Origin of the sequence: Oxobacter pfennigii (assembly GCF_001317355.1) — a bacterium.
Taxonomy (GTDB): domain Bacteria; phylum Bacillota; class Clostridia; order Clostridiales; family Oxobacteraceae; genus Oxobacter; species Oxobacter pfennigii.
Map to the genome: position 1 here is coordinate 295,503 of NZ_LKET01000021.1, position 13,681 is coordinate 309,183.

Below are 13,681 nucleotides of genomic sequence, written 5' to 3' on the forward strand. Positions count from 1 at the left end.
GAGGCTGTAGTTTTTGGATTTTGTATGTAACAAAAAAATTGCATATATCATAAACATTGTGGAGAGTAATATTGATAAGGAAATATTATTTTATGGAATTTTTTTAATGAATGCTGTAGCAAAATATCTGTAAAGGGAGAGATTTATTTGATAATTATAGGTGAAAAAATCAATGGCACCATCCCCAGCGTTAAAAAGGCAATTGAAGAAAAAGATGAAGAATTCATAAAAAACCTTGCTGTCAAGCAAGCAGAAGCAGGTGCCGATTATATTGATGTGTGCGCAAGCACTGCTCCTGAAATCGAGGCACAAACATTAATATGGCTTATGAATTTAATACAAAGCGTTGTAGATAAGCCCCTTTGCATTGACAGTCCTAATCCAAAGATAATAGCAGAGGTTTTTGAACATGCAAAAAGACCAGGTATTATTAACTCAATTTCAGAAGAGGGAGATAAAACCCAAGTCATTTTTCCTATTATAAAGGGAACAGATTGGCAGGTAATTGCATTAACCTGTGATAACAGAGGTATTCCGTCAGATGTGCAGACCAGGGTTGATATAACAAAGATTATTGTAGAAAAGGCCTCCAAATATGACATAACTCCCGATAGAATACATGTTGACCCCCTGGTTATGGCCATGTCGGCAGAAAATAAATCCTTGCTTCAATTTGTTGAGGCACTGACAAAAATAAAAGAACTGTTTCCAACCATAAAAATTACCTCGGGCTTAAGCAATATATCCTTTGGGATGCCTTTGAGAAAGGTTATAAACCAGCACTTTTTAACCATAGCCATGTTTGCAGGTATGGATTCAGCCATAATGGACCCTATAAACAGAGATTTATATACATCCCTTTTAACTACAAATGCGTTAATGGGACGTGACAGGCTATGCAGGAATTTTACCAATGCATACAGGAAAAATAAAATCGGTCCCGTTAAAACAGAATAAATTTTAATTAATTGACTAAATAATTCTTATATAGAAATAAAAGATGGGCTGTGGAATTTTGAGTAACGAAATGAGCATTGTAGAAGTTCCTTAAAAGTTCTTGGCGATGCTGCCGCAGAAAATGCTTAGAATTTTTGATTGCTTGAGCGAGAGGCAGTTATTAAAAATTCTTGTATTTTCAAGGCAGAGGGCCTTAGAACTTGCAGAACTTAACATAGCGAAGGCCGTATTTGAAATTCTACAGCCTTATTGATATGTTGCCAAATAAATGCCAAATTGCTATTATTATACCATGGTTATAAATTAGTACGGATTAAAAAAGTTGGGAGGAATTCGGTATGGCAAGTCACAAGGTGCAGTTTCAGCCTAATAATGTTGAAATAGCAGTACAAAGCGGAACCACAATAATGGAGGCTCTTGATGAGGCTAAGATTTACTACGATTTTCCCTGCGGCGGAATAGGCAAATGCGGAAAATGCAAGGTTAAGGTTTTAAAAGGTGCGCAAAAGCCAACTTCCAAAGAGGAGAAGCATCTTGATGAGAAGGAAATAGAAGAAGGCATACGCTTAGCATGCATGACGGAAATACAAAATGACATTACTGTAGAACTTTTGAATGTAAGAAAGATGGAGCACAATATTTTAATTACATCTGAAGAAAAGGCAGTAAAAATAGAACCCCATATAAAGAAGGTGCCAATTGAGATAGAAAGGCCTCTTTTAGGTGACCAGAGGTCGGACCTTCATAGGGTAAAGGACAGTTTGAGCAGGAAAGGTTACAGACATGATGATTTGAAGGCTTCACTTACAGTTATGCAAAAGCTTCCGGAGACCCTGCGCCATTCAGGCTTTAAAGCTACTGCCGTAATGTATGAAAATGAGATTATGGAGATAGAGTCCGGTGATACCACAAAAACCATGCTGGGCGTGGCTTTTGATATAGGAACTACTACAATAGTAGGATATCTTTTGGACCTTTATACAGGAGAGGAGCTTGCAATTGCATCCACCTTAAATCCCCAGACAAAATACGGAGCCGATGTAATTTCACGCATCAATTTTGCCAACAATGAGGAAGATGGAATAAAAAAATTACATGATGCAGTAATAGAAGCCATAAACAAATTAATCGGTGAAGCATGCGATAAAGCTTCTGTAAAAAGAAGCAGCGTATATGGTGTATCCATTGCCGCAAATACCACAATGCATCATTTATTTATAGGAACAAGCCCTAAAAATATAGGAATATCCCCTTATGTATCATCTGTAAGCGAGCCCTTGGCTATAGATGCAAAAGAACTTGGAATTGATATAAATACCGGCGGAAAAATTTTTGTTCTTCCAAACATAGCAGGTTTTGTAGGAGCGGATACATCGGCAGTTATTCTATCTACGGAAATGTATAAAAGCGATGTAGTTAAACTTGCTATAGATATCGGTACCAACGGAGAAATTGCCTTAGGGTCAAAAGAAAAAATGTTTGCATGCTCTGCAGCAGCAGGCCCTGCCTTTGAGGGTGCTCAGATAAGCAGCGGTATGAGAGGTGCAGCCGGTGCCATAGACCATGTATATTTTAAAGATAAATTAGAATATACTGTCATAGGCGATGTTAAGCCCATAGGCATATGCGGTTCAGCGCTTTTGGATGTGGTGGCAGGGCTTATCGAGCTTGGAATTGTAGATAAGAGAGGAAGAATTCTAAGCCCTGATAAATTAACCAATCCTGAAGCTCTTAAATTCAAGGATAATATAACAGAGCATGAAGGCCAGGCGGCATTTTTACTTGCCGATAAAAATAAAACAGGCAGCGGCAAGGCAGTAATGGTTACACAAAGCGATATACGTGAGCTTCAGCTGGCAAAGGGCGCCATGGCAACTGGGGTAAAGGTACTTATGGAGGTTCTTAATATACAGGTGGATGAAATTAAAGAGGTATTATTGGCCGGAGCCTTTGGAAATTATTTGACACCCCACAGCGCATGCGTTATAGGATTGATTCCTATGGAATTGGAGAGTAAAATAAAAATGGTGGGCAATGCTGCCGGAACAGGATCAAGAATTGCCTTGCTTTCAGCCGGAGAATTCTTAAAGGCCGGAGAAATAGCTGAATTTGTAGGCTTTGTTGAACTGGGAAGCCACCCCAAATTCAACAGTTATTTCGGTGAATGTTCCTACTTTAAAGTACCCCGCTAAATAAATTTATAATAAAGTTTTAAGTAATTTGCATTTAAAGGCGGAGAAAGTCTTCTCTTTGTATCCCAAACTATCAAAGGTGACTGGGTTTTGAAGGCTTTTTCCCCTTAATATTTTCATTGCAAACTATAGAATGGAGGGAATTTAAGTTGAACAATGATCAAAACAAAAAAATCGTATTATTTATCGCAACTCTTGGAGCATTTGTCGTACCTTTCATGATGTCAAGTGTAAACGTAGCATTACCTTCCATCAGCAAAGAATTATCCATGAGTACAGTTGCCTTAAGCTGGATTTCACTGTCTTATTCCCTGGCAACGGCAATATTTGTATTTCCCTTCGGGAGGCTGGCAGATATACTTGGCAGAAAAAAGCTTCTTTTATGGGGTATGATTGGACTCAGCATTTCATCGGCGTTATGCGGGCTTACCTTTAATTCTGCAATGCTTATTATAGCCAGGGTGCTGCAGGGCATAAGCGGGGCTACCGTATCGGTGACCGTTGTTTCTATATTGACTTCCGTATACCCGCCGGGAGAAAGAGGCAAGGTTTTAGGCTTAAATGTTGCAATGACTTATGCCGGTTTATCTACAGGACCTTTTTTGGGAGGATTACTGACGGAGTATTTGGGCTGGAGAAGTATTTTTATAATCACTGTGGTTTTACTGATAATTGTTGTTGTGCTGCTTTTAAATTTAAAGCAGGAATGGGCAGAAGCAACGGATGAGAGCTTCGATTACAAGGGTGCGGCTATTTATGGTATAGCGCTGTTTGGTATTGTGTGCGGTTTTTCACTTATAAGGTCATTATCAGGTATTATTCTTATGGTTATAGGCTTTATTGCACTTATAGTATTTTATAATTTTGAAACTAAGGTTGAACACCCCATAATGGATATGAACTTGCTCAAAGAAAACAGAATATTAACCTTTTCTTCGTTGGCAGCATTGATTAATTACAGCGCTACTTCTGCCTTGAGCTATCTCTTGAGCCTTTACCTTCAATATATAAAGGTATTGGACCCCACTCAGGCAGGCTTAATCCTTATGGCACAGCCTGTTGTAATGGCCCTGTTCTCTCCTGTTGCCGGAAGAATATCCGACAGGATAGAACCTCAAAAGGTTGCGTCCATAGGCATGGCTATAACCGCAGCCGGGCTGGCATTCTTTATATTTTTATCCCAAGGTACTTCCGTTATATATATAGTTGCGGGTTTATTAACCTTAGGCTTTGGATTTGCCCTTTTTTCATCACCAAATACAAATGCGGTAATGAGCTCTGTGGAAAAGAGATATTACGGAGTTGCTTCGGGAATATTAGGGGCTGCCAGAACTGTAGGCCAAACCTTCAGCCTGGGAATTACATCTCTCATAATGGCTCTATATATGGGAAATGAATCAATAAATGCAAGCAATCAGACGGCTTTTATAGGTGCAGTCAAAGTCACCTTTTCTATACTCACGGTATTGTGCATAGCAGGTATATTTGCTTCCGTTGCCAGGGGGAAAATAAACAGGTCAGGGCAAGATCTGTAATGTAAAATGCGTTGACAATACTTACAAAAGATGGTATTCTTTTTGTGTAAAATGATAACGACATAATAATGCAAAAAAAAACTGAATTATTAAAAAACCTTTAATAATTCAGTTGCTGTATTAGTTAGACTCAAATCATAAATTCCAAACTTTTGTTTTTAAATTGGACAACTTGCATTCCAGCATTCTATTCTAATATTTATCAGATCAGGAATTAAACTTACCCTTAAAACGTATCCATATAAAAATAACATACTAAACTTCCGTTTAAAGGGGGTGGGGTATTTTATTTAACTATAAAGTAATAAAAGGAGGTAATAATAATGGTCGACTTAAAAGCTTTGACAACATCAGTAGGAGAATTGGATGAAGAAAAGGTGCTTGAGGTGCTGAATGAATTTGTGGCTTCAAATCCATCGGAAGAGGATGCTCAAAAAGTGGTAGCAGCTTGCCAGAGCGGTATGTCAATTGTAGGTGATCTGTATGAAAAAGGAGAATACTTCGTAGGTGACCTTATTTTTGCAGGAGAGCTTTTGACAAATGCAATAAACACTTTAAAACCTGTATTGGGAAGCGGAAGTGCTGCAAAATCCGGTACAATAGTACTTGGAACAGTTGCCGGAGATTTACATGACATAGGCAAGAACATATTCAAGAGCATGTGTGAAGCAGCAGGCTTTGAAGTTATTGACCTCGGCATAGACCAGCCTGCCAGCGCATTTGTTGAAAAAGTAAAAGAAGTAAAACCTGTGGCAGTTGGTATGAGCGGAGTATTAACGCTTGCACTTGAAGCCATGAAGGATACTGTAGATGCTCTTAAAGAAGCAGGATTAAGAGACAGTGTTAAGATTATAATCGGTGGAAACCCTGTTACAAAGGAAGCATGCGCACAGATAGGAGCAGATGCATTCACAACTAACGCAGCTGAAGGCGTTAAAATTTGCCAGGGTTGGGTTTAATAATCAAGAGCACAGAATTTTTTATGACAGTGGATGTAAAGTAAAATAGGAGGGTAATGATGGATAATAACGAAGTAAAGAAGCTTCAGGAAGAAAGAATATCGTTATATGATGATTTCTACAACAACAAATTGCCTAAAAGATTGCCGGTAGACGCTATGAGAATGTCTCTTAATATGCTGGCTGAATACAGCGGAAAGAATATTTTTAATGTACAGTTTGATTATTCGCAGCTAGCCGAAGCTCATGAAAAGGTAACAAACGAATTGTATTCCGATGTAAGCCCATTAGCAGGAGCCGGAGTTGCCACCAGAATACCTTCTTTTTATCAAATATTAGGTTCTCAGTCATTTGTTATGGGCGGCAGCGGATTAATGCAGCATCCCGAGGTTGTGGGCATGCTGGAGGAAGATTATGACGCTCTCATTGAAGACCCATATGCCTGCTTGCTGGAAAGGGTAATCCCCAGACAATATAAAGCTCTTGATTCAAATAACACGGCGTCTACATCAAAGGTTATACCCATGGCTCAGGCTGCTTTAAGGGACAATGCAGCGGCAATAGGAGCAATTGTTCAAAAAGCTACGGAAGAAAAAGGGTATTACCCGGGACCGCCAAGAGGATCAGCAGGCTTTGGAGCAGCTCCTTATGATTTCCTGGCTGACCAGTTAAGAAGTTTTTCAGGAATTTCAAAGGATATAAGAAGGAACAGAAACAAAGTTAAAGAAGCTTGTGAAGCACTGTACCCTCTGATGTTAAAATATGCTATGCCCGCTAAACCGTCTCCTCAGGGAATTGTTTCGACGCCATTGCATATGCCTACATTTATGAGGGAAAAAGATGTCGTTGACGTATGGCTTCCCACATACAAAAAGATGGTGGAACAGCTGGCAGCGGCAGGAGCACGTGTCAATGCATTCTGCGAGCATGACTGGATGAGATATTTAGACCTTTTGACTGAATTGCCTGCAGGCACAATTTTGCGTTTTGAATATGGTGATCCTCAGACTATAAAAGATAAGCTTGGTAAGAAATATATCATATCAGGTTTGTATCCTATTAATTTAATAAAGACAGGAACAAAACAGCAGGTTATTGATAAAGCAAAAGAGATACTTGATATCATGATGCCCGGCGGCGGATATTTATTCGGCTTTGATAAAGGTGCTCTTGTGTACAAAGATATCAATATGGAAAATTATATCGCCTTAGCTGAATTTGTACGCGATTATGCGGTATATGAAAATGCGGGAGAAAGCTTTGGAACACCGTTAAACAGCGAAGGCTTCAAATTGGAGCCTGCGCCTGTTAAATCAAAATATATTTTTGATTGGGAAGAATTCAAGGGAAAATATCCTTACACTCCTGAATTCGCAAAGGCAAATTTCCAGGGCTATGATGATGAAATGTTCAGATTCTACCTGAACTTGCTGGTCTAAGAATAAAGAAAAAGGGGCAGCCCATTTTAAGATGAGCTGTCCCTTATCATTTTACAACTACCTTTTGGGTAGTTCTTATTGTCCCTTATTTACCAATTTTTTATCCAGTGCACCTGTCGTAACATATACCCCGGCAAAAACTAAAAGGCCGCCGATAATTTGAGACATTGAAAGGTCCTGTCCTAAAAATAATGTTATTATTACAGTGAAAACGGGTATTAAGTTTAAAAATACTCCGGCTTTACTGGCACCTATTTCACGTATTGAAATATTCCAGAATATAAATGAGCATACCGAGGGAAAGAATATTAAAAAGATAATTCCTAAAATAGCAGTTGAGCTTATCTTTGTAAAATCAATACCCTCCGCTATGGCAAAGGGAGAAAGTATAATAACGGCAAATAGGGAGGACACAGCCGTTGCAGTTATAGGAGGAACAAATTTCAGCTTTTTTACTATAACGGAGTAGGCTGTCCATATTGAAATCGCAAGGAGCATCAATAGGTCTCCCCTATTATAGTTTATTTCAAATATTTTATCTAAATTGCCTTGAGTGAGTATTACAAATACGCCTATTAAAGAAACAGCTACTCCTGAAGCCTGAAGGGGAGAAAATTTTTCTTTCAAGAAAATCACCGAAAATACCGCCATAATTCCCGGGTTTAATGAATTTATCATAGAGGCATTTGTTGAGGATGTATAGTCTAAGGCAGAATAAAGTATAAGATTATAACATATCACTCCTAAAACGCCCATGATTAAAAGTAAAAACCACTCTTTTTTTATTGCGCTGAAACTTGGTTTTTCAGTAAAATATGCAATTATAAGCAATAAGAGTGAGGCTATAAACCAGCGGGAAAATGTCAGCCAGAGGGGTGTCATCTCTGCCACAATATATTTTCCCAATACATAATTACCTGCCCAGAATAAATTACATAAAACCAGCAGCAGCCAGACACGATACTTGTTCATTTGCTATCCAACTCCTTATTGTCACAGTATTTAAGCTTTTTAAGAAACTTTATTTTATCTGTCTGTTGATTATTCCACCCCCCATGCATACCTCATCCTTATAAAAGACTACTGCCTGGCCAGGGGTTATGGCTTTTTGGGGATTGTCAAAAACCACTTCACAGGCATTATCAGGCTTTAAAAATACAGTTACTCCCTGATCCTTTTGCCTGTATCTGAATTTTGCAGTGCAATGAAATTCCTGATTTTGCTGTCTGCCACTTACAAAGTGCAGATCAGCGGCTTCAAGGCCTTTGCAATATAAAGAAGGTTGATCCCCCTGAACGACGTAGAGTATATTTTTTTCAAGGTCCTTATCCACAACAAACCAAGGTTCCCCCGTTCCTGAGCCGCCGATACCCAGCCCTTTTCTCTGGCCTAATGTATAGTACATAAGGCCGTCGTGATGGCCTACGACATCCCCGGCTAGGGTTTTGATATCCCCGCCTTTGGCAGGAAGGTAGTGGCTTAAAAATTCTTTAAAATCCCTCTCGCCTATGAAACATACGCCGGTGCTGTCCTTCTTTTTTGCAGTTTTAAGATTGGCCCTGAGGGCTATTTCACGAACCTCAGGCTTTGTAAGGTGACCTATGGGAAACAATGTTTTAGACAGCTGATTTTGTCCTAAGGTACATAAAAAATATGTCTGGTCCTTATTTGAATCAACACCGCGAAGGAGCCGGTATTCATCATCCTTAAAATCAATCTGTGCATAATGTCCTGTGGCGAGGTAATCTGCACCTAATTTTAACGCATGCTCCAAAAAGGCCTTGAATTTAATCTCTTTATTGCACATTACATCAGGATTGGGTGTGCGGCCCTTTTTATACTCATCAAGAAAATATGTGAACACTCTGTCCCAATATTCTTTTTCAAAGTTTACGGTATAACAGGGTATGCCGATTTGGTCGCAAACTGCCCTTACATCTTCATAATCTTCAGCTGCGGTGCAGTATCCGAATTCATCCTTTTCATCCCAGTTTTTCATGAATATGCCCATTACGTCATAGCCCTGTTCCTTTAAAACAAGAGCGGCGACAGAGGAGTCTACCCCCCCGGACATACCCACCACAACTTTTGCATCCTTTGGGCTTTTTATCATAAATTCATCTCCAATCTTATCATAAGCCTGTATAATCGGAAAATGTCCAGGAAATTTAAATTTTATAATATCATTTCCTGGCCTCTCCTGGATAATTTCAGTACCTTTACCGGGGAGTCCTTCATCAAATGTGCGAATTTTTCCGTTATTTCATATGTGACTCCAAAATGCATGGGTATAAAATATGAAGGTGTAATTTCCTTAATAAAATATTCCCCGCCCTTTGAATAATTGTGTTCTAATCTTGGGTCCACCGGGAAAAAGGCTATGTCTATTTTATTTCCCTTGATTTTTTCAATCTCTTCCTTAAATGCCTTTTCCGCCTTTTCTATTTCTTCGGGGGTATCATCCCACCAATACCACCAATTTAAGTCACCGGAATGGAATATGGAAACTCCGTCAGCCAATATATAAAAGGATACCCCTATATCCGTTGAACCGTAAGCTTTTATAATTATATCACCAAGGTTTATCTCTTCATAGGGAGATAGGTATTTTATATTTTCTTTTGCATAGCCCAATTTTATATCACTGCTTAATATATAGGTAATATCCGGCCTTATATTCTGCCACTTTAATATTACTTTGTTAAAATGGTCAGCATGGCTGTGAGATGAAAAAACAAATATTTTTTTATCAATCCTTAAGTCATCTTCTCCTATGGCACCATTTGAAATACTTTTTTCTCCCTTTAACACCGAGTCCTTGAAATAATCAAAAATAAGAAAGCAATTTTCCGTTTCAACAGTAAAGCCGCTGTTATATAGGTAATAGATTTTTATGTTTTTCTTTTTCATAATGTATACCACCTTACAAATATTATATACAAATTCAAGAATCATTAATAAAATATTCCCACAGCCTTTGATATAATTATACATTTTAGTATATAATTAAATAAAAGAATTTGGAAGGAGATTAACATGGAATTCAGATTTGAGCATAACAATATAAATGTTCTTAATTTGGATAAAAGCCTGGCTTTTTATAAAGAAGCTTTAGGGTTGACTGAAGTAAGGAGAATAAGCCCTGAAAGCGGAGATTTCACTCTAGTATTTATAGGAGACGGTCATAGCCATCATACAATGGAATTGACTTGGCTTAAGGACAGGAAAGAGCCATATGACCTTGGGGATAATGAATTTCACATAGCATTCAGAGTGGATGATATAAAGGCAGCATACGAGCATCATAAGAAGATGGGCTGTATATGCTTTGAAAACAAGGATATGGGCATTTATTTCATAAATGATCCGGATGGGTACTGGCTGGAGATATTGCCTACAAGATAATAGCAACTAATCATTCTAAAATGTAAATTTTTTTATTTCTATTTACATAAATCTTGCAGTGTGGTAATATATCTTAATAATATTAATATAATCAACACTTAGAGGCAAAGACGTCTCAAAATCTAATTTTGAGGCGTTTTTTTTATTTTATGGCTTTAACTTAAATTAACAGCTTAAACGCAGCCTATACAACGCATTTTACTCTATGCAGATGAGGAAGAAGTTGACTATTTCACATTATTTTTAGGAGAGTGAAAGGCAAAGATGCATATTACAATCGGGAGCATTTTAAATCTACCTCAATTAAAAAATTTCAGGCTTTTAGCTGGTGAAAGCGGATTGGACAGGAGGCTGTCCTGGGTACATGTCCTTGAACTGCCCGTCATAAACGAGAGCGTAATGGAGGGAGAACTTGTTTTTATGACAGGTGCGGGATTTAATGATATTACACAGGATCTAGTGCACATTATTGACGAACTGGATAAGAAAAAATCATCAGGTATGGTCATAAGAATAGGACCTTATATCGAAAGGCTTCCGAAAGAAGTGCTGGAGCTTGCAAATAAATTACAGTTTCCTATATTTGAAACTCCTTATGAAAACAATATAATGTTCATCATCCAGGCCATTTGCCAGAGGATAATGGATGATAAAAAGAAAATGGATTCCATGAACGATTTCATGAAGGGGCTTATGCTGGACAGGTATTCGGAAGACCTTGTTGAAATGGCGGTTTTTTTTGGTTACCGCCCCAAATGGATTTACAGGGGTGTCATTGTTGATATCGACGGATTCTCCAATTATTTGTTTGAGAAACAAATAGAGGATGAGTCGGATATCATGAAGATAAAATGGAATGTAATGCGGATAATAGAGGAAGTGACAACAAGATTCAACAAAAGAATTTTGTACTTTATTGACAGCGATTCCTTTGTGCTTATGATACCTGTTCTGGATGAGGCAGGAAGTGAAGCTGAGGTTCGGGGCATATGCGAGGATATATGCAAAGAGGTTTCAAAGAAAATCTCAGGCTTTACAGTCAGCATAGGTATAGGAAATTGCTGCAACCGCTTGAATGAGTTTAAAAGAAGTATTATGGAAGCAAATAAAAGCCTTAAAATAATAAGAGCCTGTAATAAGGTAAATACCGTTAGAAGCTATGCAGAGCTTGGTGTATACAGATTATTTTTCAAGATTCAGGATACGGATGAACTAAAAAGTATATATTATGATGCCGTAGAGCCTCTGATAAAATATGACAAAAACAATAATTCAGACTTATTATCCACCCTGGAAATTTACTTGGACGAGGATGAAAATATATCCAATACCTCAAAGAAAATGTTTCTTCACAGGAATACTCTAAAGTACAGGCTGGCAAAAATCCAGGAGATATTAGGATATAACTTTGATAACGTTAACCAGTTGTTTATATTAAGGCTGGCATTTAAAATAAAAAGATTCTTAGGTATTAATTAATGAACAAATTAAAAGCCTCTATTTTGTATATCGTGGACATACAAAAATGATGATTCAGTGTGATAAATTAGTTACATAATTTTTATCACACTTTTTTTATTGAAGATGAATAATAAAATACTTTATTTAAAGGAGGCAGTATTATGAGACAGGTAGCTATTTATGGTAAAGGTGGAATAGGCAAATCAACGACTACTCAGAATCTTACGGCAGGACTTGCTGAGATGGGTAAAAGGATAATGGTAGTAGGATGTGATCCTAAAGCTGATTCAACAAGGCTTCTTTTAGGAGGACTTGCACAAAAGACGGTTCTTGATACATTAAGGGACGAAGGAGAAGATATAGAGCTTGAATATATCCTTAAAAACGGTTTCGGCAATATAAAATGCGTTGAATCAGGCGGTCCCGAGCCGGGCGTCGGATGTGCAGGAAGAGGTATCATAACTTCAATAAACATGCTTGAGAGGCTGGGTGCATATGAAGAAGACTTAGACTACGTATTTTATGACGTATTGGGCGACGTTGTATGCGGAGGATTTGCAATGCCCATACGTGAAGGCAAAGCAAGAGAGATATATATAGTTGCATCGGGAGAATTGATGGCAATGTATGCAGCCAACAATATATCAAAGGGTGTTACAAAATATGCTAATACCGGAGGAACAAGATTAGGCGGCATCATATGCAACAGCAGAAAGGTTGATAATGAAAGGGAGCTTTTGGAAGCTTTCGCAAAGGAACTGGGCACACAGCTTATTCACTTCGTACCTAGGGACAATATAGTACAGAAAGCAGAAATAAACAGAAAGACGGTTATCGATTTTGCTCCGGAAGAAACTCAGGCCGATGAATACAGAAACCTTGCGAAGGCAATAGACGGCAACGATATGTTTGTAATTCCAAAGCCTATGGTTCAGGATAGATTGGAACAGCTCATGATGGAATATGGAATTCTGGATGCCTAATATTAAAAAGGAGTGAATTTTATGTTGATGATAAAAGCAATAATAAGACCTGAAAAAGTGGACCATGTCTTATCTGAACTGTCTGATGCAGGCTTTCCTGCAGTAACAAAAATGGATGTGGTAGGAAGAGGCAAGCAAAGAGGTATGAAGGTTGGGGATATTCACTATGATGAGATTCCCAAAGAAATGATAATGCTGGTTGTAAAGACCGAAGAAAAGGATGATGTGTTAAGTATAATAATGAGAAATGCAAAAACAGGTGAAAAAGGAGCCTTTGGAGACGGTAAGATATTCGTATCGGAAGTACTGGAGGCATATACTATAAGCTCCGGAAGCAAAGGACTGTAGGAGGGATTGCACATGAAGGAAGTCATGGCTATAATCCGAATGAACATGATAAACAAAACAAAGGAAGCTTTAATGAAGCAGGGATTTTCCTCCTTTAACTGCAGAAAAGTAATGGGCAGGGGAAAAAGAAAAGTTGATTTTTCAATACTGGAGGATGTAATAGTTCTAGACGAGTTCAAATCATCAAAACTGGCGGCAGAGCTTTCCGAGATGCACAGGCTTATTCCTAAAAGAATGGTGTCGATCATAGTCAAGGATGATGAAGTGTCAAAAGTTGTGAATACACTGATTGAAGTTAACAGGACAGGAAGCCCGGGAGACGGAAAAATATTTGTTACAGATGTTGTAGAAGCAGTAAGAGTGAGAACAGGCGAGAAAAACGAACTGGCATTGTAAAAATAA

General features: G+C 38.2%; 13 protein-coding genes. 10 read left to right on the forward strand and 3 right to left on the reverse strand.

Features of this window, described 5'->3' with window-relative positions:
* Nucleotides 1-147: 147 nt before the first annotated feature.
* The 5 genes from OXPF_RS04515 to OXPF_RS04535 all read left to right on the forward strand — a co-directional run bounded on the left by OXPF_RS04515 (nt 148) and on the right by OXPF_RS04535 (nt 7,082).
* Nucleotides 148-957 (forward strand): methyltetrahydrofolate cobalamin methyltransferase, encoded by an 810-nt coding sequence (locus OXPF_RS04515; protein WP_054874015.1) that lies wholly within the window; start codon nt 148-150, stop codon nt 955-957.
* 338 nt (nt 958-1,295) lie between these two features.
* Nucleotides 1,296-3,149, forward strand: coding sequence for an ASKHA domain-containing protein (locus OXPF_RS04520; RefSeq protein WP_054874016.1), 1,854 nt, complete (start codon nt 1,296-1,298; stop codon nt 3,147-3,149).
* A gap of 149 nt (nt 3,150-3,298) precedes the next feature.
* Nucleotides 3,299-4,684 carry an MFS transporter gene (locus OXPF_RS04525; RefSeq protein WP_201779667.1) on the forward strand — a complete coding sequence of 462 codons (1,386 nt, stop codon included), beginning with the start codon at nt 3,299-3,301 and terminating at the stop codon, nt 4,682-4,684.
* A gap of 323 nt (nt 4,685-5,007) precedes the next feature.
* Nucleotides 5,008-5,643 carry a cobalamin B12-binding domain-containing protein gene (locus tag OXPF_RS04530; RefSeq protein WP_054874017.1) on the forward strand — a complete coding sequence of 212 codons (636 nt, stop codon included), beginning with the start codon at nt 5,008-5,010 and terminating at the stop codon, nt 5,641-5,643.
* A 59-nt stretch (nt 5,644-5,702) separates the two neighbouring features.
* On the forward strand, nt 5,703-7,082 hold the full coding sequence (locus OXPF_RS04535) for a uroporphyrinogen decarboxylase family protein (protein WP_242854316.1): 1,380 nt from the start codon (nt 5,703-5,705) through the stop codon (nt 7,080-7,082).
* A gap of 75 nt (nt 7,083-7,157) precedes the next feature.
* On the opposite strand, the gene OXPF_RS04540 is transcribed toward OXPF_RS04535, so the two are convergent.
* From OXPF_RS04540 to OXPF_RS04550, 3 genes are all read right to left on the reverse strand, one after another.
* Entirely contained in the window at nt 7,158-8,054 is an 897-nt protein-coding gene (locus tag OXPF_RS04540) for a DMT family transporter (protein ID WP_054874019.1), read from the reverse strand.
* 49 nt (nt 8,055-8,103) lie between these two features.
* Entirely contained in the window at nt 8,104-9,195 is a 1,092-nt protein-coding gene (gene mnmA / locus OXPF_RS04545; protein ID WP_054874020.1) for a tRNA 2-thiouridine(34) synthase MnmA, read from the reverse strand.
* A gap of 62 nt (nt 9,196-9,257) precedes the next feature.
* Nucleotides 9,258-9,992, reverse strand: coding sequence for an MBL fold metallo-hydrolase (locus OXPF_RS04550; protein ID WP_054874021.1), 735 nt, complete (start codon nt 9,990-9,992; stop codon nt 9,258-9,260).
* A 126-nt stretch (nt 9,993-10,118) separates the two neighbouring features.
* On the opposite strand from OXPF_RS04550, the gene OXPF_RS04555 reads away from it, so the two are divergent.
* From OXPF_RS04555 to OXPF_RS04575, 5 genes are all read left to right on the forward strand, one after another.
* Nucleotides 10,119-10,487, forward strand: coding sequence for a VOC family protein (locus tag OXPF_RS04555; RefSeq protein ID WP_054874022.1), 369 nt, complete (start codon nt 10,119-10,121; stop codon nt 10,485-10,487).
* Nucleotides 10,488-10,751: 264 nt separating this feature from the next.
* On the forward strand, nt 10,752-11,966 hold the full coding sequence (locus tag OXPF_RS04560; protein ID WP_054874023.1) for a PucR family transcriptional regulator: 1,215 nt from the start codon (nt 10,752-10,754) through the stop codon (nt 11,964-11,966).
* 143 nt (nt 11,967-12,109) lie between these two features.
* A complete protein-coding gene (gene nifH / locus OXPF_RS04565; protein ID WP_054874024.1) occupies nt 12,110-12,931 on the forward strand; it encodes a nitrogenase iron protein in 822 nt (273 codons plus the stop codon).
* A 21-nt stretch (nt 12,932-12,952) separates the two neighbouring features.
* Complete coding sequence (locus OXPF_RS04570; protein ID WP_054874025.1) at nt 12,953-13,279, forward strand: P-II family nitrogen regulator; 327 nt, start codon at nt 12,953-12,955, stop codon at nt 13,277-13,279.
* 12 nt (nt 13,280-13,291) lie between these two features.
* On the forward strand, nt 13,292-13,675 hold the full coding sequence (locus tag OXPF_RS04575) for a P-II family nitrogen regulator (protein WP_054874026.1): 384 nt from the start codon (nt 13,292-13,294) through the stop codon (nt 13,673-13,675).
* Nucleotides 13,676-13,681: the final 6 nt, after the last annotated feature.

What these genes read in the sequence shown, in the direction of transcription:
- OXPF_RS04520 (WP_054874016.1), top strand. Translation starts at nt 1,296, where the DNA reads ATGGCAAGTCACAAGGTGCAGTTTCAGCCTAATAATGTTGAAATAGCA.
- OXPF_RS04530 (WP_054874017.1), top strand. Translation starts at nt 5,008, where the DNA reads ATGGTCGACTTAAAAGCTTTGACAACATCAGTAGGAGAATTGGATGAA.
- OXPF_RS04535 (WP_242854316.1), top strand. Translation starts at nt 5,703, where the DNA reads ATGGATAATAACGAAGTAAAGAAGCTTCAGGAAGAAAGAATATCGTTA.
- OXPF_RS04540 (WP_054874019.1), bottom strand. Translation starts at nt 8,054, where the DNA reads ATGAACAAGTATCGTGTCTGGCTGCTGCTGGTTTTATGTAATTTATTC.
- mnmA (WP_054874020.1), bottom strand. Translation starts at nt 9,195, where the DNA reads ATGATAAAAAGCCCAAAGGATGCAAAAGTTGTGGTGGGTATGTCCGGG.
- OXPF_RS04550 (WP_054874021.1), bottom strand. Translation starts at nt 9,992, where the DNA reads ATGAAAAAGAAAAACATAAAAATCTATTACCTATATAACAGCGGCTTT.
- OXPF_RS04555 (WP_054874022.1), top strand. Translation starts at nt 10,119, where the DNA reads ATGGAATTCAGATTTGAGCATAACAATATAAATGTTCTTAATTTGGAT.
- OXPF_RS04560 (WP_054874023.1), top strand. Translation starts at nt 10,752, where the DNA reads ATGCATATTACAATCGGGAGCATTTTAAATCTACCTCAATTAAAAAAT.
- nifH (WP_054874024.1), top strand. Translation starts at nt 12,110, where the DNA reads ATGAGACAGGTAGCTATTTATGGTAAAGGTGGAATAGGCAAATCAACG.
- OXPF_RS04570 (WP_054874025.1), top strand. Translation starts at nt 12,953, where the DNA reads ATGTTGATGATAAAAGCAATAATAAGACCTGAAAAAGTGGACCATGTC.
- OXPF_RS04575 (WP_054874026.1), top strand. Translation starts at nt 13,292, where the DNA reads ATGAAGGAAGTCATGGCTATAATCCGAATGAACATGATAAACAAAACA.